We start from the raw sequence: 22,856 nt of genomic DNA, 5'->3' as shown, positions 1-22,856 counted from the left end.
CGAATGTCCAAGTGTCGCGCCGCGCGAACGCTTCTGTTGGTAGTGTCGCTGCGAACTTCACGGAGTTCATTCGTGGCATCCTGCAATGCGCGTCTCGGCCGTGCCATTTCTTTGATGTCCAGGGCTTGCGGATTCAGGGTGCCCATCCTCGCACCGGCCTTTCCCATCAGCTCTTCGGAGGTTATCCGTGAGACGTATCGCTATCGCCATCGCCGCGGCCTGCACGGCGGGCGTGGCCGTCCTCGTGGCACCGGCCGCCGCGCTCGCGGCGCCCGCCCCGGCGGAGGAGTACTGGTATGTCATGAAGAACTGGCGAAGCGGCAAGTGCTTGGAGCAGAGCTGGGTGAACGGCGCCGAGCAGCCGGCCATCAAGATGGCCGTGTGCAACGGCAGCGACCAGCAGCTCTGGTCGTCCACCTGGGTCGACGACTCCTACATCGCCTCGACCGTGAAGAACAAGCGGAGCGGCAAGTGCTTGGAGCAGAGCTGGGTCAACGGCATTGAGCAGCCGGACGTGAAGGCGGCCGTGTGCAATACCGACCTGAGCCAGCAATGGCGCACCTTCGAGGCGGATTTCTTGGTCACCGGCTATTACCAGACGAACATGAAGAGCCAGAAGGACCTGCAGCAGAGCTACGTGAACGGCGTCGAGACCGCGAATGTGAACGTCGCGCCGTGGAACTCCGGCGGTGATGACCGTAACCAGGTCTGGCGCTCGTCCGGCCTGAGCTGATCCGGCCATTTCGCTCGGCCCGGCAGGGTCGCCGGCCCTGCCGGGTACCGGGCGCCGTCAGGTGATCCCGTTCTCCCAGGCCCACGCCGCCACCTCCACGCGGTTGCGCAGGCCGAGCTTGGTCTGCACGTTCGCCAGATGCGCCTTGACGGTGCTGACCGCGACGAACAGTTCGGCCGCGATCTCACGGTTGGTGCGGCCGCGGGCCACCTTCCGGACCAGCTCGATCTCCCGGTCGGTGAGCGGGTGCCGTACCGCCCTGGCCGGGGTGGTGAAATGCCGCAGCAGGCGCATGGTGATCGACGGGGAGACGAGCGCGTCGCCGGCGTGCGCGGCGCGCACCGCCTCGGCCAGCAGCGCCGGCCCGGAATCCTTGAGGATGAACCCGACCGCGCCGGCGCCGAGCGCCTCGTGCACGTATTCGTCCAGGTCGTACGTGGTGATCACGACGATCTTGGTGGTGGCGGCGAGCGCGCGGGTCACGTCGAGCCCGGTGAGGCGCGGCATCTGGATGTCGACCAGGCAGACGTCCGGCCGCAGCCGCCGCGCCGCCTCGATCGCCTCCACCCCGTCCGCGGCCTCGGCGACCACGGTGATGCCGTCGTGGCTCTCCAGCAGCATCCGCAGCCCGCGCCGGACGATCGCCTGATCGTCGGCGACGAGCACGGTGATCGCTGGCGCCGTCATCGGCGGCGCCGGGGCGCGGGGAGGGTGAGGCGCACGGCCCAGCCGCCGTCCGGAGCGGCGGTGAGGGTGCCGCCGAGGGCGGCGGCGCGCTCGCGCATGCCCTCGATGCCGTGACCGCCGGCGGGACGATCCTCCGTTCCTGTTCCCTTTTGTCCGTCGTCGGTGATGGTGAGGCGGATCGAGCGCCGGTCGTGGGCGAGCGTCACCGTGACGTGGCGGGCGTCGTGGGCGTGGCGGGCCACGTTGGTCAGCGCCTCCTGCGTGATCCGGTAGAGCGCGAGCGCCACGCCGGGCGGCCAGTCGCGGGGCTGCGGCCCGTTCGGCAGGTCCAGGCGGGCCTCGATCGCGGGCCGATCCGGTGCGGCCGGGTCACGTGCGGCGAACGCGGCCACCAGGTCGGCCACGGTGCCCGGCGTCTCCGGCTCCGCGTTCGGGTCGCGGAGCAGCCGCGCCACCCGGCGCAGCGAGTCCAGCGCCTCGACGCCGGCCCGCTCGATCTCGGCCAGCGCGGTGCGGGTCTCGCCCGGCGCCACCTGTGCCACCTGCGCCTGAATGATCAGCGCGGTGAGGTGGTGCGCCGCGACGTCGTGCAGATCGCGGGCCAGCGCGGTCCGCTCCGCCCGCCGGATCGAGTCACGCAACCGCCGCCGCCGGGCGTCCGTGGCCCGCAGCCACGCGCCGATCACGACGGCGGCGATCCATCCGGCGGTCATGACGAGCGTGACCGTTCCCGTGTAGGCGGTCCGGAACGCGACGGTCGGCACCAGGGCCGCGGCGGCGGCGAGGATCGCCGCCCAGGCGGAGGTGAGGTGCCGAACGGCCGCGGCGGTCACGATCAGCAGGGCGAGGCACGCAACGGGGGCCGGTGGTGCCCGCCATCCGGCCGTCACGTCGGTTGCCTGCGCGACCAGCATCGAGCCGATCGCCAGGGTGGCCGCGGCACCGAGCCCGATCGCCGCGCGGTGGGGGTCACGCGTGCCAGGCCGGTGCGGGACGGCTGCCGCGGTGCCCGGATCGGGTTCGCCCGATCCGGCCGCACCGGAATGGCGTCCGTCAGATCGGTCCCGAGCCGTCGCCGCGGCCACCACGGCGCCGGATTCCCTCGCGCCCGAGCCGCTCGCACCCGCGGCAGCAGCCGCGGCGGGCCGCCTGCCCGTGGTCGCGGTGTCGAACGCGCGGCGCGGGGACGCGTCATCCCCGTCCGATACCGCGGACCGACCGATCACCACATATGCCGCCGCCGCGCAAACCCCCGCCGTGGCCAGCAGCTTCACCACGCCGACGAGCAACGACGGAGGTGCCCCGGCCGTCACCACGATCTCCAGCAGCAGCCCCAGCACCAGGACCGCCACGACCCCGGCCCGCGCGATCACCGGCCCCGCCCCGCTCCACCGATTCAACGCGCACGCTCCACGCGGCCACCCGGTCCAGGAACCAGCCCGTGCACCGTCTCGCCGGCGCTCGGCCGCGCCGCCCCGCCGCCCGCCGCCCGGTCCACCCGCAGCGGAGGCCGGCGCCACCAGGTCACCCACCGCCATCCCCATTCGAGCGGCCCCTGCCGGAACCACCGCAACCACAGCGTCGACCAGCCCCACTCTAGAACCAGCACGGACCCCGCGATCGCCAGCACGGTTCCGGTCCCCCACCCGTCCGAACCCGGCACCAGCAGCGAGATCGCCAACACCAGCACCGTGGTGGCCAGGTAGTTCGTCAGCGCCATCCGCCCCAGCGGCGCCAGCGCCGCGGTCAGCACACCCCGTACCGGCGTCCCCAACAGCAGCAACAGCCCGCACCCGTACGCCCCCGCGATCAGCAGCCCGGCGATCGGATACGCGTACCCCTCGCCCGCCACCTGCAGCCACGCGAACGGCGCCGCCAAGACCACGAAGCCCGCCAGGAGCAGCGACGGCACCCGCACCGCCCCCTCCAGGCGGTCCACCACGCCGCACCGCGCCAGCACCGAACCCAGCAGCAACAACCCCGGGATCAGCAGATGGAACCCGGTCCCCAGCCCGAGCGCCGCCACGATCAGCACCGCGCAGAGCACCGCCGCCCCCGCCCGCGGCAGCCACGACGCCGGCACCAGCACCACCAGCCCGAACAGCGCGTACGCGGTCAGCACGTCCCCCGGCCAGAGCAGCGTGAGGTGCACCAGCCCGATCACCAGCAGCGCCAGCAGCCTCCGCACCAGCACCCGCCGCGCACCGGCCGCCGACCGCAGCAACAGCTCGAACCCCACGCCGAACAGCACCGCGAAGATCGGGTAGAACCGCTGATCGACCAGCAGATGCAGCCACGGCACACCGTCCCCCGGCGGCCCCAGCACGGTACCGGCCGACTCGAACACCGAACCCCGATGCGCGATCGGCTTCACATTGGCCACCGTGATCCCGCACAGCGCGAACCCGCGAATGACGTCCAGCGCCCTGATCCGTGTCGAAGACATGCGGCACAGCCTGCGCGGCCCCGCCGCCCGCGACCTCCGCCAAAGGGCCGTACCACGCCCCCGCCCCTAGTACTTCCGGCCCGAACCGGAGAAATCGTGCCGGGTTTGGCGTCATCCGCGAGCCACGCGCCTGGCGTCCAGGTTGACGGTCAGGAACGATGTCCTAGACCGACAGTGAGCGGGAGGCGACGCATGACGGCATTGCGGGTCGAGGTCGACGGCGCGAGCTGCATCGGCTCCGGCATGTGCCGCGCGATCGCCCCCGAGGTCTTCGACCTCGACGAGGACGCCGGCCTGGTCCGCCTGCTGGACCCGCGCCCACCCACACACACCGTCCTCGCCGTCCGCGAGGCCGTCCTGCGCTGCCCCGCCGCCGCGATCCTCGCCCACGAGAAACCGGCCCCGCTCCGCCTCTGACCCATCCCCCGCTTCCGGCGCGCCCCGGTTCCGCACGCTTCCGCGGGCACCGTGCTCCCGATTCCGGCATGGCCGGGTTTCGCGTCCCCTGCGGCCACCGCACGGGTCCCGTCGGGCCGCCGAGGCCGCGGGCGGTGGACGTCACATCGGTTTCCGGGGGGATCTGGCACACTGGTTGATGCATCAACCTAAGACGGGAAGCGGTCATGAACTACGGACATCCCCTCGAGTTCGGCACGTTCGTCACGCCGGGTAATGCGTCGCCGCGGGATCCGGTGGCGCTGGCCAGGCGGTCGGAGGAGCTCGGCTACGACCTGGTCACGTTCCAGGACCATCCCTACCTGCCGATATTTCATGACACGTGGACGCTGCTCTCCTGGGTGGCGGGGCAGACCGACCGGATCCGGCTGGCGCCGAACGTGATCAACCTGCCGTTGCGTACCCCCTCGGTGCTGGCCCGTGCGGCGGCCTCGCTCGACCTGCTCTCCCACGGGCGGCTGGAGCTCGGGCTCGGCGCGGGGGCGAACGGCGCGGCGGCCCGCGCGATGGGCGCCACCGTGCTGCCGCCGCGGGAGTCGGTCGAGGCGCTGAGCCAGGCGATCGACGTGATCCGGGAGGTGCAGGACGTCTCCGTCGGGCGCCCGGCGCGCGCCGGTGGCACGCACCACCGGGTGGTCGGCGCGCAGCGCGGTCCGGCCCCGGCGCACGCGATTCCGATCTGGGTCGGCGCGGTCAAGCCTCGCATGCTGCGGCTGGTCGGCGAGAAGGCGGACGGCTGGCTACCCTCGCTGCCCTACGTCGGCCGGGACGGCGTCGCGGCCGGCAACAAGATCATCGACGAGGCGGCGGTGGCCGCCGGGCGCGAGCCGGCCGACGTCCGCCGGCTGCTCAACATCTCCGGCACGTTCCAGGCGGCCTCCGGCGGGTTCCTCCAGGGGCCGCCGTCGCAGTGGGTGGACGACTTGCTGCCGCTGATCCTGGAGGACGGCGTGGGCACGCTGATCCTGATGACCGACTCGGAGTCCGATCTGGAGCGGTTCGCGTCCGAGGTGATGCCGGCCCTGCGCGCCGCCGCCGCACCGCTGGCCAAGACGAATCACAAGCCCTCGTCGGTACGGTCGAAGCGCCGCCCCGGCATCGGCTACGACGGACTGCCGCCCTCGCTGTCGGGCTCCGCGGTCGAGCCCGGCGACGTGGAGTACCCGCTGGTCCGCTCCAACTACATGCGCGGCGGCTCGCCCGGCCTGGTGCTGCGCCCGTCCACGCCGGCCGAGGTGGCGGACGCGCTGGCGTTCGCGGCCCGGCACCGGCACCTGCCGTTCGGCGTGCGCAGCGGCGGGCACGGCGTCAGCGGACGGTCCACCAACGACGGTGGCATCGTGCTGGACCTGGGCCGGCTCAAGACGTTCGAGGTGCTGGACGCCGGGTCCCGGCTGGTCCGGGTCGGCGCCGGCATGCGCTGGATGGAGGTGGCCGCGGCGCTGGCCCCGCACGGCTGGGCGCTGACCTCCGGCGACTACGGTGGCGTGGGCGTCGGCGGGCTCACCACCGCGGGCGGCATCGGCTGGATGTCCCGCAAGCACGGCCTCACGCTCGACCACGTGCGCGCCGCCACCGTGGTGCTGGCGGACGGCTCGATCGTGCGCGCGTCCGCGGACGAGCACCCGGACCTGTTCTGGGGGCTGCGCGGCGCGGGCGCGAACCTGGGCGTGGTCACCGACTTCGACTTCGAGGTGGACGAGGTCGGCGACGTCGGCTTCGGCCAGTTCGTGCTGGACGCCGCCGACCCGGCCGCGATGCTGGTGCGCTACGGGCAGGCGGTCGAGGCGGCGCCGCGCGAGCTGACCGCGATGCTGCTGATGGGCCCGCCGCAGCCCGGTCAGCCGTCGTTCGCGCAGGTGATGGCCATGGTGGCCGCGGACGACGCGGAGAAGATCGTGGCGGACCTGACGCCGGTGGTGTCCGTGGCGCCGCTCTACGACCAGAACGTGGTGATCGCGCCGTACCAGGTGGTGATCTCGAACGCGTCCACGGAACCGCACCGGGGGCAGGGCGAGCCGGTGAGCCGGTCCGGGTTCGTCCGGCACCTGACGCCGGAGGTGGCGGCCGCGAGCGCGCGGCTGCTGGCCAGCGGCGCCACGTACTTCTTCCAGATCCGCGCGGTCGGCGGCGCGGTGTCGGACGTCCCGGCCGGCGCCACCGCCTACGCGCACCGGGACGCGAACTTCCAGATCGTGGCGATCGGCAACAACCGGCAACGCCTGGACCGGGCGTGGGACCGGGAGATGTACGGGCTGATGGAGGGCCTCTACCTCAGCTTCGAGACGGACCCGCGGCCCGAGCGCCTCGCCGACGCGTTCCCGCCCGCCACGCTGGACCGGCTGCGCACGATCAAGACGGCCTACGACCCGACGAACCTGTTCCGCGACAACTTCAACATCACGCCGCTCACCTCGGAGGACCGGGCATGACCGACTACGGACACGAGCTGATCTTCGGTGCGTTCGTGACGCCCTCGGCCCGGCCGCCGCAGCAGGCGGTCGAGCTGGCGGTCGTGGCGGACCGGGCCGGGCTGGACGTGGTCACCTTCCAGGACCACCCGTACCAGCCGTCGTTCCATGACGCGTGGACGCTGATGAGCTACGTCGCGTCCCGTACCTCCCGGATCAAGGTCGCCGGCAACGTGCTCAACGTGCCGCTGCGCAACCCGGCGGTGCTGGCCCGCGCGGTCGCGTCGCTGGACCTGCTCTCCGGCGGCCGGGTCGAGCTGGGCCTGGGCGCGGGCGCGTTCTGGGACGCGATCGAGGCGATGGGCGGGCGGCGGCTGACGCCCGGCCAGGCCGTGGACGCGCTGGCCGAGGCCATCGAGATCATCCGCGCGGTGTGGGACACGTCCACGCCCGGCGGCGTCCGGGTCCGCGGGACGTACCACTCGGCGGACGGCGCGAAGCGCGGGCCCGCGCCCGCGCACGACGTGGCGATCTGGGTGGGCGCGCTCAAGCCCCGCATGCTGCGGCTGACCGGACGGCTCGCGGACGGGTGGCTGCCGTCGCTGTCCTACCTCCCGGGTGGCCCGTCGGATCTGACCGGGCTGAACAAGCACATCGACGACGCGGCGCTCGCGGCCGGCCGGTCCCCGTCGGACGTGCGGCGGCTGCTGAACGTGGGCGGCGCGTTCGCGTCGCGCAGCCGAGGGTTCCTCGACGGGCCGGCGGACCAGTGGGCGGAGGAACTGGCCGGGTTGACGCTGGAGTACGGCACCAGCGGGTTCATCCTCGCCTCGGACGACCCGGCCGCGATCGAGATCTTCGCCAAGGAGGTCGCGCCCGCGGCGCGTGAGCTGGTCGCGGCCGAGCGCTGATCGCCGCGGCCGCCGGGCCGCACCGGATGCCGGTGCGGCCCCGGACGGTCGTCAGTACCCGAAGGACCAGACGGCGTAGTCGCCCGGCCAGTCCATCGTGGCGGACGTGAACGGCGCCTGGCCGTACTCGTAGACCTTCAGCGCCTGGTGGTACTCCTGGCCGATCAGCTCCACGCCGCCGCCGTAGCGGGCCGGTCGCAGCAGGAACGCCTGATTCGGCGCGTAGAACTCGCACGAGCCCAGCCGCAGTTGCGCCCAGCCGAGGTCGCCGGACAGCTCCGCGCACCGCCAGTCCCGCTGCCGGAGGCGGTAGAGCGTGGCGTCGCCCTGGTCCGGGCCGACCCGCTCCAGCAGCCAGCGCTGGCCGGGGCTGCCGTCGCACGGCCCGATCCGGACCGCGTCGTACGGTGCCGCGTCGGCGCAGCCACCGACGGCGACGTTGCGCAGTTGGACCCAGGCGTCGGGCGGCTCGGCCGCGTGCGCGGTGCCGGGCAGCGCCATCGCGGCGAGTCCGGCGGCCGTCAGTACCGTCTTCATTATCCTGTTCATTGACATGTCCCCCATGGCGATGCCCGGGAAAGGCCGCTGGCGCGGCCCTCCCGGGTCGGCGAGTTACGGTGCGACCGGTACGTGCTCCCACTCGGCGTAGGCGCCCGGCCATTCCTTGGTCTGCGAGACGTACGGCGCCTCGTGCTCGTGGAACGCCTTCAGCCAGGAGCCGGAGTCCGGGCTGGAGACCCGCCAGGTCGGTACGGCCCAGTCGGCCCGGGACACCGCGAACTCCTGGTACGGGTTGTCCCAGTCGCATTCACGGAGTGCCAGACGGCCGTTCCACGGCATGTCCTCCCCGATCAGCTCCAGGCACAGGCCCACCTGCTTCGTGACCCGAACCAGCGGTGCGCCGTCCGCGTGCGCCGGCCTCACCGTCCACATCTGTGACCACATGCCCTCGCAGGGCTTGACGCGGACCAGCGATTCGCCGGAGTCGTCGTCCACCGCGGTCAGACAGCCGTCCAGACCGACGTTCCGGATGTAGACGCCCTTGTGAGTATCCGCGAGGGCGGTGCTGGGCACTGCCATCGCCGCGAGAGCCCCGGCGATGGCGGCCACCCTACGTGCCTTGATTCGCATGATTTTCCCCCCATGTCGGCCGGTGGCGTGGTTTGTCCACTCAAAGAGGTCCACCGGCGCGCCGCGGAAATCTTGTCACCGCAGGTCACGGCCGCGGGCGTGATCGCCGGAATTCCACCCTTAAACGGGCCCGTCCACCGCCTAGAGTCGGGTACATGGGCGAGGCGATCAGGCCGTACCGGATCGATGTCCCGCAGGTGAAACTGGACGATCTCCGGGAGCGCCTCGCCCGGACCCGGTGGCCGGACGAACCGGACGGTGCCGGGTGGGACTACGGCGTACCCGTGGAGCAGCTGCGTGACCTCGCCGGGACCTGGGCCCGCGCCTTCGACTGGCGTGCCCACGAGGCCCGGCTGAACGCGCTTCCCCAGTACACCACCGTGATCGACGGCACCACCGTCCACTTCGTCCACATCGCGCGCGGCCGCCCGCCGCTGCTGCTCACCCACGGCTGGCCGAGCTCGGTCCTGGAACTCACACCGCTCGCCGACCGCCTCGACCACGACCTGGTCATCCCGTCGATCCCCGGCTTCGGCTTCTCCGGCCCGCCGCGCGACCGCGGCTGGGACCCGCCCCGCATCGCCCACGCGTTCGCCACGCTGATGGAACGGCTGGGCTATCAGCGGTACGCCGCGCACGGCGGCGACTGGGGTGCGATCATCACGCGCGCGCTGGCGGTGCGGGTGCCGGACCGGCTCACCGGCATCCACCTGACCATGCTGCCGCATGCGGTCGCCCGGCCCGGCATGCCGCTGCCCGACGACCTCACCCCGGACGAACGCCGCACCGCCGAGGCCTCGCGGGCCCGGCACGCCCACATGATGCGCCACGAGGCCGGGTACGGCATGCAGCAGACCACGCGCCCGCAGACGCTCGCCTACGCGCTCACCGACTCACCGGCCGGTCAGCTCGCCTGGATCGCCGAGAAGTTCCGCGCGTGGTCCGATCCGGCCACCCCGATCAGCGCCGACGACCTGCTCGCCACCGTGAGCGTCTACTGGTTCACCCGCACGGCGGGCTCGTCGGCCCGCCTGTACTTCGAGCACGCCCGGACCGCCTCGCCGGACGTCCCGCGCAACACGGTCCCCACGGCCGTCGCGGTCTTCCCGCACGACACGTCCATCCCGGTCCGCCGGCTCGCCGAGTCCACGGATCTCGTCACCCGCTGGACCCTCATGCCGCACGGCGGCCACTTCCCCGGCCTGGAGGTCCCCCACCTGCTCGCCGCCGACCTCACCGAGACGTTCGCGGGCGGGTCCGCACGCCGGGGCTGAGCGGGTCTCGCCGTCGGGTCAGCCGGCGCGGCGGCGGGCGCGGCGGGCGGCGAGCTCGTCGCCGAAGGCCGGGTCGGGCTCGGGCTCGGGCGTGGGCCGGGAGAAGACCGCCGGCTCGCCCGGGAGGTGGGAGAGCGAACCCTGGATCTCCTTGAACGCCCCGCCGATCGCGATGCCGAAGACGCCCTGGCCGCCCTGGAGCAGGTCGACGACCTCCTCCGGGGAGCGGCAGTCGTACACCGTGGTGCCGTCCGAGATGAGCGTGATGCCGGCCAGGTCCTCGACGCCGTGAGAGCGCAGCGTCTCGATGGCCTTGCGGATGTTCTGCAGCGAGACGCCGGCGTCGAGGAGGCTCTTGACGACCTTGAGGACGACCAGGTCACGGAACGAGTAGAGCCGCTGGGTGCCGGAGCCGGAGGCGTCCCGGATGCTGGGGACGACCAGTTGGGTGCGTGCCCAGTAGTCGAGCTGGCGGTAGCTGATGCCGACCGCGTGGCAGGCGGTCACCCCGCGGTATCCCACCGTGCCGTCCTCGCCGATCCCGACGCCGTCGTCGGCCCCGGGGGCCTGAGCTGATCCAGCAGATTCGTCCATGCGACTACCTCCCGCTGTGCGGTGCCGCGTCCCTCGACGAGCCCCACCATATAGCGCACATCGGGCCGGATCGCGGAAGCTTTGCCGCGACACGCCGCGTACGGGGGAACATGCGCAGCGTGACGACTTCGTCACCGTATCGCGAAGCGTACCTACCCGTTAAGGGTTAGCCCGCGAAATCCTCGGGGCGCACGCCCTCCAGGAACTCCCGGAACTTCTCGACCTCGTCCTCCTGCTCGTCCGGGATGACGATGCCGGCCTCGGTGAGCACCTGCTCGGCGCAGCGGATCGGCGCGCCCACGCGCAGCGCCAGCGCGATCGAGTCGCTCGGCCGGGCCGAGACGCGCACCCCGTCGCCGATGAGGAGGTCCGCGTAGAACACGTTCTCCTTCAGCTCGGTGATCTCGACGGCCTGCAGGGGCGCCTTGAGCGCCGCCAGGATGTCCCGGAGCAGGTCGTGGGTCAGCGGCCGGGCCGGCTTGACCCCCTGCTGCTCGTACGCGATGGCCGTGGCCTCGACCGCGCCGATCCAGATCGGCAGGTATCGGTCGCCCTCGACCTCGCGGAGCAGGACGATCGGCTGGTTGTTGGGCAGCTCCACCCGCACCCCGACCACGCTCAGCTCGCGCACCGCTGCCTCCGTGTCGCCTATGTGTGTGCGTCCCGACGCCACCGCGCCGGCGGCGGCCCCGAGACGCTTTTCCTGCCCCTCACCTGCACGGTACACGGATCACCATGCGTAAGTGCCACCCGCGCCGTGCGATGCCGGGCACCGTACCCAAGCGAGACTACGGCACGCGTGTTACGGACAAATCCCCAACTCAGCGCTCGAGAACGTCCCGCAGACCCGCGCGGAGCAGCGCCGCATGCAGCGCCTGGGAGAGTCCGGCCAGCTCATGGGCGGTCTCGGCGGCGCGGGCCCGGGCGGCGGGATCACGCTGACGGGCGAGCGGCGCGATCAACTGCGCGTAGAGACCCACCTCACGATCGGCGGACGCCCGGAACGCGCGCAGGTGACGCGGCTCGATGCCGTGCCGGGCGAGCCCGGCGACCGCCTGCGCGATGGCCAGCGCGTCCTCGTCGTACCAGCCGGGGGAACGGCAGGTGATCAGCCCGAGGCGCTCGATCTCGGCCAGCGCGGAGTCGGCCAGGCCGGTGCGCTCCAGCAGCTCGGTGCGGCTGCACCGGGTGTCCGCCACCTCGATCGCGGGCGCGGGCGCGTCCGGGTCGGGCGCGCCGACCAGCCGCAGGGCCACCGGCGCGGAACCGGCGGCCTCCAGCTCGGCCAGCTGCGCGCGGATGACCCGCAGCGGAAGGTACTGGTCCCGCTGCGCGGTCAGCACGAACCGCAGGCGCGCGACATCGTCCCAGCTGTACTTCCGGTAGCCGGACGCGGTGCGCTCCGGCTCGACCAGGCCCTCGGCCTCGAGGAAGCGCAGCTTGGAGATGGTCGTGTCGGGGAACTCCGGGCGCAGCTCGGACAGCACCTCGCCGATGCTCATCAGCCGGCGCGCATCCTGCTGCGCCGCCCGGTGGTTCCCGGGCGGCGGACCGGGGAAGGCGGACGCCGCCCCGGACACGGTCATGACATCTCCTCGCTAATGAGGATCAAGGTCATCAGCGGCCACCCTCGTCCGGGCGCGGCCCGGCGATGAAGACGAGCCGGAACTTGCCGATCTGGACCTCGTCGCCGTTCGAGAGCGTCGCGGCCTCGACCCGCTCGCGGTTGACGTAGGTGCCGTTGAGGCTGCCCACGTCGCGGACCGTGAACGTGCCGCCGTCACGGTGGAACTCGGCGTGCCGGCGGGAGACCGTGACGTCGTCCAGGAAGATGTCGCTGTCCGGGTGCCGGCCGCTGGTCGTCACGTCGTGGTCGAGCAGGAACCGGGCACCCGCGTTCGGACCCCGGCGGACGACGAGCAGAGCCATGCCGGGCGGCAGCGAGCCGGACATCCGGCTGGGTACCACGTCGGCATCCGGACCCTCGAGGACCTCGTCGAGCGAACCCAGGTTCAGCGTCGACGTGACGTCGAGCGGGGGGAACTCGTCGTCTGGGCGCGTCATCGGACCACCTCGTGTCTCTTTCGGTCGCGCGCCCCCCGGACCGGGACAACCGCCGGCCAGCGCCCGGCGGGGCCTCCCCCGGCTGCCATCCATGGCATGTGAAGGACGTTCGACAATGCGGTTTCAATATCAAGTTCTCGCGTGACTACGGCAGAGTAGCCAGCGGGGTAGGGTGCGGCAACCGGACGCGCGCAACGCGTCTGGTTGTCAGATATCACACTCTGTCGGTGCGACGAAAACTACTTGTTGATCAGTGCACCATAGGCGGGCGCATCCAGCAGCCCGGCGATCGCGGCCGGGTCCTCGGGCGCGATCTCCAGCAGCCAGCCCTCGCCGTACGGATCCGTGTTGATCAGCTCGGGCGTGTCGGCCAGCGCCGCGTTCCGCGCGGTGACGGTGCCGGAGATCGGCGCGTAGATCTCCGAGACGCTCTTCGTCGACTCGACCTCGCCGAGCGACTCGCCGGCCTGCACGGTCGCGCCCTCGTCGGGCAGTTGCACGTAGACGATGTCGCCCAGCGCGTCCTGGGCGAAGTCGGTGATGCCGACCCGCACCGGAGCGGAACCGTCGCCGGCCACCCACTCGTGCTCGGCGGTGTATCGCAGGTGCTCAGGGATCACGGGTCGTTCGTCCTTCGGTGAGAGCCGGGTCAGGAGACCGGTCGGGCGTACCGCAGCGTGGTGGTGTCGTGGATGGCGGACACGTCCACCACACCTTGTTCTTGCACGGTCACGTTACCGCCGTTATCCGTGATCGATTCGATCACCCCGCCCGGAATGCGCAACGCGGTGTCCATCGTCTTCGGATCGCCGATCACGGTGATCGTGTATGTCGACGTCAGGCGCTTGCCGTCGACGACCACGCCGAACCGGTCACCGCCCTGCCCGGCCGCGGAATCCTGGAACGAGGTCGACGCCACCACGCGCACGGCCGTGCCGTCGCCGCCCTCGATCTGCATCGCCTCCGCGCCCGCGCCGCGCAGCTCCTGCACGGCGTTGAGCAGCTCGTCCGACTCGACCTGGTTCTCTCCCCCGTTGATCCGGATGACCAGCCCGGTGCCGCGCGCCGGCAGCTCACCGGCGAGCACGCCCAGATCGTCCGCGCGCTCGGTGGCCTCGCGCAGCGCCGCCTCGCGACCCTCCGCGCCCGAGCTCAGCGACTGCTTGCTGTCCTCCAGCGCCGCGACCTCCTGCGACAGCCGCTGCTCCTGCGACTCCAGGTCCGACAAGATCCGGACCAGGTCCTCCTGCCGCGCGGTCAGCAGCGTCGAGTCGCCGTCGTTCGCCTTGAGCTGCACGACCAGCGTGAACCCGAACAACAGCAGCAGAACCGCGATCATCACGGTGGTCGCGGACGCCCGCCGCGGCGCCGGCGCCGCCTCGGTCTCAGAATCATCGGAGGGTACGCGTGGGGCGCCCCCGGCCCCGGCCGAGCCCTCGGCGTCCGCCTCCCCCGGCTTCGCCGCGGCCGTGGCTGCGCCACCGTCCCCACCCCGCACCGGCGCGACGATCTTCCGCGCCTCCGCGGGCGTCTTCTGCTTCGGCGCCGCCGCCTCCGCCGCCACCTCGGTCTTCGGCCCGCCCGGACTGACCGGCACGACCGGCCCCGGGCTCGGCTTGACCCCACCGCCCGGGCTGACCGGCACGACCGGCCCCGGGCTCGGCTTGGCCCCACCGCCCGGGCTGACCGGCACGACCGGCCCCGGGCTCGGCGTGGTCCCACCGCCCGGGCTCACCGGCTTCGGCCCCGCGGGGCTCGGCTTCGGCCCCGCAGGACTGACCGGACTCGCCGGGCTCACCGGCTTCGGCCCCACGGGGCTGACCGGCCCCGCCGCGCTCGGGTTCGGACTCGGCGTGGGGCTGGGCCGGCGCGGCGCCGGCTTCTCCACCTCCGCGCCCGTCTTGGCCGGCACCACCTCGGACGGCGGCGCCACCGGCGGCAGCACCACCGGCGGCACCGAGGTCGCCGGCGGCTCGGTATGACGCAGATCCTCCCGCGTCAGATTGACCGTCGTCTCATCGTCCACCGGACTACCCGTCGGCTTCGAGTCGGCTCGCATCGGCTCGTCGCTGCTCATGCCGGTTTCCCTGCCATCCCGCTGTCCCGTCGTGGGCGGCGCTGAGCCACTGATTCGCTCGCAAGCTCGCTCATGCCGGAATCCCCCGCCATCCCGCTGTCCCGTCGTGGGCGGCACTGAGCCACTGATTCGCTCGCAAGCTCGCTCATGCCGGAATCCCCCGCCATCCCGCTGTCCCGTCGTGGGCGGCACTGAGCCACTGATTCGCTCGCAAGCTCGCTCATGCCGGAATCCCCCGCCATCCCGCTGTCCCGTCGTGGGCGGCACTGAGCCACTGATTCGCTCGCAAGCTCGCTCATCGGACTCAAGCTACCCGGCTAAGCGCTGAACAGGTGGCGCCGGATGGCCGCCACGTTGCCGAAGATGCGCACGCCGAGGACCACCACGACGCCCGTGGAGAGCTGGCCGCCCACGCCGAGCTGGTCGCCCAGGTAGACGATCACGGCGGCGACCAGCACGTTCGAGATGAACGAGATGACGAACTGCTTGTCGTCGAAGTTGCGGTCGAGCCGTGCCCGGACGCCGCCGAAGACCGCGTCCAGCGCCGCCACCACCGCGATCGGCAGGTAGGGCTGCAGGGCGGGCGGCACGGTCGGGTCCAGGAACACGCCGAGCAGGACGCCCGCTATCAACGCGATCACCGCGTACATCAGTCGCCTTCCGGGGAGGTCGGGGTGGTCGGGGTGGGGGTGCTCGTGCCGTCCGGCGCGGTCGAGCCGGACGCCGGCGGGGTCGGCTCCGGCGAGCGGTACGCGTGCTCCAGGTCGCCGCCGGCCGCCGCCGCGAGGCGCAGGTCGTCCCGCTGCTCCACCTGGAACCGCATGCCGTACTCGCTGACCAGCTTGCGGAACAGCGCCGCGCTGCGCGTCCGCTCGAACTCGTCCTTGAGGTCGTCCGGCCCGATCGCCGCGACCTCGTACGGCCCGGTGACCGGCTGGAAGTCGACCAGGATCGCCTCGCCCGCCGCCCGGATCGTGGACGTGGACGTCAGCCGCTCGCCGTTGATCGTGATCGCCTCCGCGCCGCACGACCAGAGCGCGTTCGCGATGTCCTGCAGGTCGCGGTCGAGCACCTTGGAGACGTCCTTGCGCCCGCCGGTGACCGCGTTGACGTCGCTGTTCCCGTCCGCGACCGTGACCACCACGCCGTCGCCCTCGACCTCGGCCAGCCCGGTGGCCGCCTCCAGTTCGCGCAGCCGCTCCGCGGTGTCGCCCTCCAGGGTGGCCTCGCGCAGCGCGTTGACCTCGGCGCGGAGCGCGGCGGCCCGCTGCTCCAGGTCCTCGGTGGCCTCCTGGCGGGTGCGGATCTGCTCGACCAGCGCGGCCCGTGCCTTGCCGCGGGCCGGCTCCGCGGCCACGGTCTGCCGGTACGCGACCGCGAAGAGGAAGCCGACCAGCACCAGCGTGGTGAGCGCGAACCCGCGCGCGCTCGCGCCGCGCCAGCCGGTGCGCGGCCCCTGCTCGGCCCGGCGCGCGGCCGCGTCGGCGTAGCCGGGGTCGAGCGGGTTGCGGAACAGCTCGGTGAGGAAGTCCGGCGCGTACTGCCGCTTCGGCGGCGTGTCCGGGTGGTCCGCCGTCATGCCGTGCCGTTCGCCGGGCGGGTCGCGCGGACCAGCAGCGACACCTGGTAGATGTAGAAGAACGCGGCGATCCAGTAGAGCACGATGCCCCAGATCGCGCAGGCCCAGCCGAACGCGTGGGCGAACGGCCCGGCCGTCTCCGACGCCGTGGACAGCAGCAGCACCGGGAACGACGCGAGCAGCATGAACGTGGCGGTCTTGCCGACGTAGTGCACCGGCGGCGGGCCGTAGCCGTGCCCGCGCAGGACCAGCAGGCAGACGCCGAGCACCGCCTCGCGGGCCATCAGCGCGGCCGTGAACTGCCACGGCACCACCGCGGTCAGCGTGAACGCGACCAGCGTGGCGACGATGTAGAGCCGGTCCACGAACGGGTCGAGCAACTCACCCAGGCGGCTGACCTGGCCGAGCCGGCGCGCCACCCAGCCGTCCACCCAGTCGGTGGTGCCGCCGATGGCCAGCACGATGAGCGCGGCGACCTGCTGGTCGTCGAAGCCGAGCAGCAGCCACAGGAACAGCGGCACGCCGAGCAGGCGCACGAAGCTGATCACGTTCGGCACGGTGAGGACCCGCTCGGTGAAGATGCCCTCGAGCGGTTGTCCGGGCGCCCAAGGCGCAGGCCGACGCGCCACAGCTTCCCCTCCCGCGCAAGCACGCCGGGCATGCCCCACCGATGCCCGGCCCCGCCGAGGCGGCGGTCCGTGGTGCGGTCGCGCCCGGCACACGGCCGGTCGGTCCCACTGCCGGGCCACTATAACGCCCGGTGGACGCGCTCTCATGAGCCCCACGCTGATCTTGTGATTACACCCCGTTCGTGCGGATTCCTGCGTCCTAGGACTTCGTTATCCCTCTGTGACCCGCCGAGGACGAGTTTGTCCCTACGCTATGCACCCGTGATACGGGGTTGGCATCGGCTGGTCGTCCTCCCGGTGGCGGTGCTGTGCCTGGCCACGGGCTGCGCGACGGACGGCGGCGGTGGAGCGGCGACGGCGACGAGCACCCCCTTCCTGCCGGTGTACGTGGACGAGAGCGAGGCGCCCCGCCGGCCCATCACGCTCGGCTTCGCCGGTGACGTGCACTTCGCCGGCCGCAGCGCGCCGCTGCTGAGGAACCCGCCCGAGGCGTTCGGCGGCCTCCAGGAGGCGCTCGCGGACGCGGACGTGACCGTGGTGAATCTCAAGTCCGCGATCACCACCCGCGGCGAGGGCGTCCGGACCGAGGGCAACTTCCGCGCGCCCGCCACCGCGTTCGCCGCGCTGGAGGAGGCGGGCGTGGACGCGGTCTCGATCGCCAGCGATCACGTGCTGGACTTCGGCCCGCAGGGGCTCACCGACACGGTGGCGGCCGCGACCAAGGCCGGCTTCCCGGTCTTCGGTGCCGGCAAGGACGAGGCCGCCGCGTTCCGCCCCTGGGTGACCGAGACGCCGGGCGGGAGGGTCGCGGTGGTCGCGCTGAACACCACGCCGCTGTTCGCCGAGAGCTTCGCGGCCTCGGGCGGCAACCCGGGCGTGGCGTCCCCGGCGGACGCCAAGCGCGCGATCGCGGCCGTGATCGACGCCAAGCGCTCCGCCGACGTGGTGGTGGTCTACAACCAGTGGGGCGAGACCGACGCGCAGTGCCCCTCGCCGAAGCAGCAGGCGTTCGCGTCCGCGCTGGCCGAGGCGGGCGCCAGCGTGATCGTCGGCACCGGAGCGGCGCACACGCTCCAGGGCGCGGGCTGGCTCGGCTCGGCCTACGTGGCGTACGGCCTGGGTGATCTGATCTGGTTCAAGGATTCGCCGGTCTCGCCGGACAGCGGCGTGCTGCAGCTCACGGTGAACGACGGCGCGGTGACGGCGGCGTCGTTCACGCCGGCCCGCGTCTCCCCCGCCACCGGGCAGGCGGAGCCACTGGCGGGCCGGGCGGCCGATGAGGCCCGCGCCCGGTTCGACGCGCTGCGCGCCTGCGCGGGACTGTCGGCGGAGCCGGCCACGGCGTCGTCACCGGACGCGGCGCCGTCCCGCTGAGCGAACGGGTCAGCGGCGGCGCGAGCGGCGCGGCCCGGCCGTGACCGCCTCGGCGGCCGGCGTGTGTGACTCGTCGACCGCCTCGCACGGGTTGGTCAGCGGGTCCGCCGCGTCGGCCGTGGTCGCCAGCCGCTGGAGCAGCACCCGGAACACCGCGCGGTCACCGGGGGCCAGCGGCGCGAGCGCGTGCTCCTCCGCCGCCTCGAAGCGCTGGGTGAGCACCTCGAGGCGCTCCTGCCCGTGCGGCGTGGCGACGATCCGCCGGGTGCGCCGGTCGGTCGGGTCCGGGCGGCGCTCGACCAGCCCGGCGCCCTCCAGATCGTCCAGCAGGTACGTCATGACCGTGCGGTCGATGCCGAGGTGCTGCGCGAGCTGCGCCTGACTGAGCGCCTTGTCACCGGCCGCGATCCGGAGGATCTGGTAGCCCCGGGGCCCGCCCGGCAGGTCCTCGACCACGTGCTCGGACGCGCGCACATAGGCGCGGAACACCACGCCGAGCCCCCAGCCGAGATCCGTGTCGATCGGCTTGTGGCCCTGCTCCTCGCACTGCCGCGCGCGCTCGGCGAGTGCGGCTTCGGCTTCCGCGACTGTGGTCACCTGCCCATAGTACGGACCCGCGCCAGGGGACTCCGATTCTGAGATCGACCGATAATCTGTGACTTAGACTACGGTTGACGAGATAGTATTTCCGACAGACGATCTGTGGGTCAGACCGACTGACGCAGACACTCCGGGAGCGACGATGACCCTGTACCGCCTCGACGCCAGCATCCGCACCGAGGGCTCGGTGACCCGCGCGGTCGCCGACACCGTGCAGAAGGCCTGGTCGGCCGAGCACCCCGGCGCCTCGATCCTGCGGCGCGACCTGGGGCTCTACCCGCTGCCCGCGGACGCCTGGCGCAACTCGGTGCTCGGCGGCTTCGTGCCGGCCGAGGACCGCACGGCCGCCCAGCGCGACGCCGCCGCACTGGCCACCGTGATCGCCGACGAACTGCTCGCCGCGGACGCGTACCTGCTGGCCATCCCGCTGTACAACTACGCGGTGCCGCACCACGTGAAGGCGTGGTTCGACCTGCTGCTCACGGACCCGCGCTTCCCGTCCGGCAACGCCCGGCTCCTCGAGGGCCGGCCGGCCGTGATCGTCACGGCACGCGGCGGCGGCTACGGCACCGGCACGCCGCGCGAGGGCTGGGACCACAACACCCCGTACCTGCGGCGGATGTTCGCCGACATCCTGCACCTCGACGTGCACTTCGCGGAGGCGGAGCTGACGCTGGCCGGCGTCAACCCGGCGATGGAGGCGCTGCGCGGGCTCGCCGCGCAGTCGCTGGCCGACGCGCACGCGACCGCGGAGTCGCACGGGCGCACCATCGCGTCGCGCGTCCCGTCCCTCGCGGCCTGACCGGTCCCGTCAAGGCCCGCCCGGCGATCGCGCCGGGTGGGCCTGACCGTCAGGCGGCCAGCACCCGCACCCAGGACGGATGCTTCGCGGCCCGGCCGTCGCCGGAGGAACGGCCCTGGAGACGCCGCTGCACGAACGGCACCACGTGCTCGCGGTAGTACCGCGCCTCGGCGAGCAGCCGGCGCGCCGGTGCGGGCGCCGGGTCCAGCCGGTGCTCGCCGGCCGCGTGCCCGAGCGCGGCCAGCACGATCCCGGCGACGCGGCGGTGACCGGCGGCGTTGAGGTGCAGGCGGTCCGCGGCCCAGTACTGCGGGCGCCGGATCTCCACGTCGTCGAACGAGTTGGCGAACGGCAGCCCGTGCCGCGCGGCCAGCTCCGCCACCGCCACGGTCAGCTCCGCACCGCGCCGGTGGATGGTCCGGCCGAACGGCAGCCGGCCGGACGGGTCCGGGCCGCTGATCAGCAGCAGGCCCACGCCCGCGTCCGCGCAGCGCCGCACCGCCCGCTCGGTGAGCCGGACCAGGTGGTCGACCTTCATGCCGCGGCGCAGCATGTCGTTGCCGCCGCCGTTCAGCGAGATGAGCGTGGGCGGCGGGGACATGTCCAGCGCGGCCGGCAGTTGCTCGCCGATGATCGATTCCAGCAGCCGCCCGCGCACGGCCAGGTTCGCGTACTGGACGGGCTCGCCGGACGCGGCGGCCAGCCCGGCCGCGACCAGGTCGGCCCAGCCGCGGACCGTACCGTCGGGAAGCTCGTCGCCCACGCCCTCGGTGAAGCTGTCGCCGATCGCCACGAAACGCACCCGCCAGACGATAATCCACTCGCGATCACATCGCGCGCAGCGCCCGGGTGCCGAGGCCCGCGATCGCGGCCGTGGCCAGCACCGCCGCACACCCCAGCAGCAGCGCCGGTACGCCGAGCGGCGCGGCCAGCGCACCGAGCGCGTTGTTCGTGGCCAGCAGCGGCAGCGTCTGCGCCAGCACCACCACCGCCTGCGTCCGGGCCAGGTGCGTGCCCGGCGCCCGGGCCAGGAACAGCGGCCCGAGGTGCGTGGCGAACAGCCCGGACCCGGCCCCGATCAGCAGCGCCGCGAGCGCGGCCGGCAGCGGCGGGCGGACCACCGCCAGCGCCACCACGCCCGCGGCCGCGAGCAGCAGCCCGGCCGGGATCACCAGGCCGGCCCGGCGCCAGGCACCACGGGTGAGCACCGCGATCGCCACCGCGCCGGTGCCGGTGGCCAGCGCGCCGGCGAGCAGCCCGGTCTGCGCGGCGGTCCACGACCGGTCCCGGGCCAGCAGCGGCAGCAGCAGCCCGGAGACCGGCAGCAGGAACCCGGCCGCGGCCGTGGTCAGCAGCAGCGCCGGGCGCAGCACCGGGTCCGCGGCCAGCACACGTACCCCGTCCAGCATCGACCGGGCCGCCGGGCCGGCAGCCGCCGGGGACGCCGGGACCAGGAACCGGCGCAACCGGGCCAGCAGCAGCGCCATGGCGGCGAACGTGACCGCGTTCGCGGCCATCACCGGCGCGGGGCCGGCCACCGTCACCGCCGCGCCGCCGAGTGCGGGCCCGGCCAGCGCGGCGGCCTGCGCCGCGATCTGCCGGCCGGCCATCACCCGGGCCAGCCCGTTCGCGGCCAGCAGTCGCGGCACCGTGGCCGAGGCCGGCAGGTAGACCGCGTCCACCAGGCCGGTGGCGAGCGCGGCCGGCGGGATCAGCCACAGCGCGCCCGGGAACGCGGCCAGCAGCAGCGCGAAGACCAGCGTGGCGGTGGCGGCGGCGGCGTCCGCGCCGACCAGGACGCGCCACGGCCCGAGCCGGTCGGCGAGCGCGCCGGCCGGGAGCAGCAGCAGCGCCCGGGGCAGGGTGACCGCGGTCAGGGTCAGCGCGGCGAGCGGTGCGCCGCCCTCGGCCGACGCCCAGAGCAGTGCGAACGCCATCGCCTGGGTGCCGAGCAGGCTCACGGCGGTGCCGGCGAGCCACGCGCCGGCCGGGGTGATCGTCATCCGGGTGACGGTGCGGGGTGAAGCGGCTCGAGGGTCAAGCCCGTTAATCGGTACGGCGCCGCCCCGGCCCGTCACTATCGTGCGCGCCATGGACAACGACTGGCACGATCCCGCCTGGAAGGCCGCGGCGCACGCCTGGGTGATCGGCCGCCTGGACGCGCTCGGCACGCCCGCCACCGGACCGGTCGAGGAGGTCCGGGCGCGCCCGTGGTCGGTCACCCACCGGGTCCCGACCACGGCCGGGCCGCGCTGGTTCAAGGCCAACACCACGGGCTGCCGGTACGAGGCCGCGCTCGCCGCGGCGCTGGGCCGCCGTATCCCGGACCGCGTCCTGGTCCCGCTCGCCGTGGACACCGCGCGCGGCTGGCTGCTCACCGCGGACGCCGGGCCCACGCTGCGCGACGTGCTGGACGGCGACGCGCCCGCGACGGTGGCGCGCTGGTGCGACATGCTGCGCGCGTACGCGGCGCTGCAACGCGAGGTGGCGCCGCTCGCGGACGAGTTGCTGGCGCTCGGCGTGCCGGACCACCGGCCGCGGGCGCTGCCCGGCCAGCTCGCCGAGCTGCTGGACGATCCGGCGGTACGGACCGGGCTGGGCCCGGAACGGCTGGCCGCGGTCGAGGCGGTGCGGCCGGAGTTCGCCGCCTGGTGCGCGGAGCTGGACGCGTCCGGGATTCCCGCGACCGTGCAGCACGACGACCTCACCGACGCGAACGTGTTCCCCGGGCCGCCGTACCGCTTCTTCGACTGGGGTGACGCGGGCGTGGCGCATCCGTTCGGGTCGCTGCTGGTGGTGCTGTCGTTCGGCGGCCACGTGCTGGGCGTGGAGGCGGGCGCGCCGGAGCTGGCCCGGCTGCGCGACGCGTACCTGTCGCAGTGGCCCGGGGACCCGGCCGCGCTCCGGCGGGCGGCGACGCTGGCCGGCCGCGTGACCCGGGTGTCCCGCGCGATGTCCTGGCGGCGGGGGCTGCGCGACGCCGCGCTGCCGGTGGCGGACGACGTCGCCACCGCCGTCCCGGACTGGCTGGCGGAACTGGCCGGGCCGGACGTGGTGTGATCACGAGCGGGCCGCCGCGCTGCTGCGC

26 protein-coding genes are annotated in these 22,856 nt (G+C 73.4%); 9 read left to right on the top strand and 17 right to left on the bottom strand.

The window, feature by feature from the left end:
* Positions 1–187 precede the first annotated feature (187 nt).
* Positions 188–733 (top strand): RICIN domain-containing protein, encoded by a 546-nt coding sequence (locus J2S41_RS07900; RefSeq protein ID WP_310364927.1) that lies wholly within the window; start codon positions 188–190, stop codon positions 731–733.
* Between the two features lie 57 nt (positions 734–790).
* Here J2S41_RS07900 and J2S41_RS07895 read toward each other — a convergent pair whose 3' ends face one another.
* Genes J2S41_RS07895 through J2S41_RS07885 form a run of 3 tightly spaced genes read right to left on the bottom strand, consistent with a single transcriptional unit; the run spans position 791 to position 3,866 of the window.
* A complete protein-coding gene (locus tag J2S41_RS07895) occupies positions 791–1,420 on the bottom strand; it encodes a response regulator (RefSeq protein ID WP_310364923.1) in 630 nt (209 codons plus the stop codon).
* On the bottom strand, positions 1,417–2,820 hold the full coding sequence (locus J2S41_RS07890; protein WP_310364919.1) for a sensor histidine kinase: 1,404 nt from the start codon (positions 2,818–2,820) through the stop codon (positions 1,417–1,419). Before J2S41_RS07890 ends, J2S41_RS07895 begins: the two co-directional genes overlap by 4 nt.
* Positions 2,817–3,866: a DUF418 domain-containing protein gene (locus J2S41_RS07885; protein ID WP_310364918.1), complete on the bottom strand. Its 1,050-nt coding sequence runs from the start codon at positions 3,864–3,866 to the stop codon at positions 2,817–2,819. Before J2S41_RS07885 ends, J2S41_RS07890 begins: the two co-directional genes overlap by 4 nt.
* 192 nt (positions 3,867–4,058) lie before the next feature.
* Between J2S41_RS07885 and J2S41_RS07880 the strand changes: the two genes are divergently transcribed.
* The 3 genes from J2S41_RS07880 (at position 4,059) to J2S41_RS07870 (ending at position 7,644) form a co-directional block, all read left to right on the top strand.
* Positions 4,059–4,283: a ferredoxin gene (locus J2S41_RS07880; protein WP_310364916.1), complete on the top strand. Its 225-nt coding sequence runs from the start codon at positions 4,059–4,061 to the stop codon at positions 4,281–4,283.
* Positions 4,284–4,489: 206 nt separating this feature from the next.
* Entirely contained in the window at positions 4,490–6,754 is a 2,265-nt protein-coding gene (locus tag J2S41_RS07875; protein ID WP_310364912.1) for an LLM class flavin-dependent oxidoreductase, read from the top strand.
* Positions 6,751–7,644, top strand: a complete 894-nt coding sequence (locus J2S41_RS07870; RefSeq protein WP_310364909.1) for an LLM class flavin-dependent oxidoreductase — start codon at positions 6,751–6,753, stop codon at positions 7,642–7,644. Before J2S41_RS07875 ends, J2S41_RS07870 begins: the two co-directional genes overlap by 4 nt.
* Positions 7,645–7,695: 51 nt before the next feature.
* Here J2S41_RS07870 and J2S41_RS07865 read toward each other — a convergent pair whose 3' ends face one another.
* Entirely contained in the window at positions 7,696–8,181 is a 486-nt protein-coding gene (locus J2S41_RS07865; RefSeq protein ID WP_310364906.1) for a ricin-type beta-trefoil lectin domain protein, read from the bottom strand.
* A gap of 75 nt (positions 8,182–8,256) precedes the next feature.
* Entirely contained in the window at positions 8,257–8,724 is a 468-nt protein-coding gene (locus tag J2S41_RS07860) for a DNA-directed RNA polymerase subunit beta family protein (RefSeq protein ID WP_310364904.1), read from the bottom strand.
* A 206-nt stretch (positions 8,725–8,930) separates the two neighbouring features.
* On the opposite strand from J2S41_RS07860, the gene J2S41_RS07855 reads away from it, so the two are divergent.
* Positions 8,931–10,049, top strand: a complete 1,119-nt coding sequence (locus tag J2S41_RS07855; protein ID WP_310364902.1) for an epoxide hydrolase family protein — start codon at positions 8,931–8,933, stop codon at positions 10,047–10,049.
* Between the two features lie 18 nt (positions 10,050–10,067).
* Here J2S41_RS07855 and J2S41_RS07850 read toward each other — a convergent pair whose 3' ends face one another.
* The 6 genes from J2S41_RS07850 to J2S41_RS07825 all read right to left on the bottom strand — a co-directional run bounded on the left by J2S41_RS07850 (position 10,068) and on the right by J2S41_RS07825 (position 14,352).
* A complete protein-coding gene (locus J2S41_RS07850; protein ID WP_310364899.1) occupies positions 10,068–10,643 on the bottom strand; it encodes a MerR family transcriptional regulator in 576 nt (191 codons plus the stop codon).
* A 166-nt stretch (positions 10,644–10,809) separates the two neighbouring features.
* On the bottom strand, positions 10,810–11,274 hold the full coding sequence (locus J2S41_RS07845) for a bifunctional nuclease family protein (RefSeq protein WP_307246715.1): 465 nt from the start codon (positions 11,272–11,274) through the stop codon (positions 10,810–10,812).
* A 190-nt stretch (positions 11,275–11,464) separates the two neighbouring features.
* Positions 11,465–12,145 carry a transcriptional regulator FtsR gene (ftsR, locus tag J2S41_RS07840; RefSeq protein ID WP_310376323.1) on the bottom strand — a complete coding sequence of 227 codons (681 nt, stop codon included), beginning with the start codon at positions 12,143–12,145 and terminating at the stop codon, positions 11,465–11,467.
* Between the two features lie 115 nt (positions 12,146–12,260).
* A complete protein-coding gene (odhI, locus tag J2S41_RS07835; protein WP_307246713.1) occupies positions 12,261–12,707 on the bottom strand; it encodes an oxoglutarate dehydrogenase inhibitor Odhl in 447 nt (148 codons plus the stop codon).
* Positions 12,708–12,946: 239 nt separating this feature from the next.
* The gene (gcvH, locus tag J2S41_RS07830) at positions 12,947–13,327 is read right to left on the bottom strand and encodes a glycine cleavage system protein GcvH (RefSeq protein ID WP_310364896.1); all 381 of its coding nucleotides are present in this window, start codon (positions 13,325–13,327) and stop codon (positions 12,947–12,949) included.
* 29 nt (positions 13,328–13,356) lie between these two features.
* Positions 13,357–14,352, bottom strand: a complete 996-nt coding sequence (locus J2S41_RS07825; RefSeq protein ID WP_374728119.1) for a DUF881 domain-containing protein — start codon at positions 14,350–14,352, stop codon at positions 13,357–13,359.
* Here J2S41_RS07825 and J2S41_RS39810 point away from each other — a divergent pair.
* Positions 14,324–14,689, top strand: a complete 366-nt coding sequence (locus J2S41_RS39810) for a hypothetical protein (protein ID WP_374728118.1) — start codon at positions 14,324–14,326, stop codon at positions 14,687–14,689. The two genes, J2S41_RS07825 and J2S41_RS39810, sit on opposite strands and share 29 nt — an antisense overlap.
* Positions 14,690–15,101: 412 nt before the next feature.
* On the opposite strand, the gene J2S41_RS07815 is transcribed toward J2S41_RS39810, so the two are convergent.
* From J2S41_RS07815 to clsA, 3 genes are read right to left on the bottom strand one after another with little or no spacing between them, the layout of a single operon-like run.
* The gene (locus tag J2S41_RS07815) at positions 15,102–15,434 is read right to left on the bottom strand and encodes a small basic family protein (RefSeq protein WP_307246706.1); all 333 of its coding nucleotides are present in this window, start codon (positions 15,432–15,434) and stop codon (positions 15,102–15,104) included.
* Positions 15,434–16,363 (bottom strand): DUF881 domain-containing protein, encoded by a 930-nt coding sequence (locus tag J2S41_RS07810; protein WP_310364877.1) that lies wholly within the window; start codon positions 16,361–16,363, stop codon positions 15,434–15,436. Before J2S41_RS07810 ends, J2S41_RS07815 begins: the two co-directional genes overlap by 1 nt.
* Positions 16,360–16,992 carry a cardiolipin synthase ClsA gene (gene clsA, locus J2S41_RS07805; protein WP_310364874.1) on the bottom strand — a complete coding sequence of 211 codons (633 nt, stop codon included), beginning with the start codon at positions 16,990–16,992 and terminating at the stop codon, positions 16,360–16,362. Before clsA ends, J2S41_RS07810 begins: the two co-directional genes overlap by 4 nt.
* 261 nt (positions 16,993–17,253) lie before the next feature.
* On the opposite strand from clsA, the gene J2S41_RS07800 reads away from it, so the two are divergent.
* On the top strand, positions 17,254–18,366 hold the full coding sequence (locus tag J2S41_RS07800; protein ID WP_310364872.1) for a CapA family protein: 1,113 nt from the start codon (positions 17,254–17,256) through the stop codon (positions 18,364–18,366).
* 9 nt (positions 18,367–18,375) lie between these two features.
* On the opposite strand, the gene J2S41_RS07795 is transcribed toward J2S41_RS07800, so the two are convergent.
* Positions 18,376–18,963: a MarR family winged helix-turn-helix transcriptional regulator gene (locus J2S41_RS07795; protein ID WP_310364869.1), complete on the bottom strand. Its 588-nt coding sequence runs from the start codon at positions 18,961–18,963 to the stop codon at positions 18,376–18,378.
* 145 nt (positions 18,964–19,108) lie between these two features.
* Here J2S41_RS07795 and J2S41_RS07790 point away from each other — a divergent pair, with 145 nt between their 5' ends.
* The gene (locus J2S41_RS07790) at positions 19,109–19,768 is read left to right on the top strand and encodes an FMN-dependent NADH-azoreductase (protein ID WP_310364866.1); all 660 of its coding nucleotides are present in this window, start codon (positions 19,109–19,111) and stop codon (positions 19,766–19,768) included.
* Between the two features lie 49 nt (positions 19,769–19,817).
* Here J2S41_RS07790 and J2S41_RS07785 read toward each other — a convergent pair whose 3' ends face one another.
* Together J2S41_RS07785 and J2S41_RS07780 are read right to left on the bottom strand one after the other, a co-directional pair.
* Entirely contained in the window at positions 19,818–20,570 is a 753-nt protein-coding gene (locus tag J2S41_RS07785) for an SGNH/GDSL hydrolase family protein (protein WP_310364863.1), read from the bottom strand.
* A 25-nt stretch (positions 20,571–20,595) separates the two neighbouring features.
* The gene (locus tag J2S41_RS07780) at positions 20,596–21,771 is read right to left on the bottom strand and encodes an MFS transporter (protein WP_310364860.1); all 1,176 of its coding nucleotides are present in this window, start codon (positions 21,769–21,771) and stop codon (positions 20,596–20,598) included.
* Positions 21,772–21,859: 88 nt separating this feature from the next.
* Here J2S41_RS07780 and J2S41_RS07775 point away from each other — a divergent pair, with 88 nt between their 5' ends.
* Positions 21,860–22,828, top strand: a complete 969-nt coding sequence (locus J2S41_RS07775; protein WP_310364859.1) for an aminoglycoside phosphotransferase family protein — start codon at positions 21,860–21,862, stop codon at positions 22,826–22,828.
* Positions 22,829–22,856: the final 28 nt, after the last annotated feature.

It is taken from the genome of Catenuloplanes atrovinosus (genome assembly GCF_031458235.1).
GTDB classification, from domain to species: domain Bacteria; phylum Actinomycetota; class Actinomycetes; order Mycobacteriales; family Micromonosporaceae; genus Catenuloplanes; species Catenuloplanes atrovinosus.
Note: the sequence above shows the minus strand (reverse complement) of the source record. Positions and strands in the feature narration are given on the sequence as shown.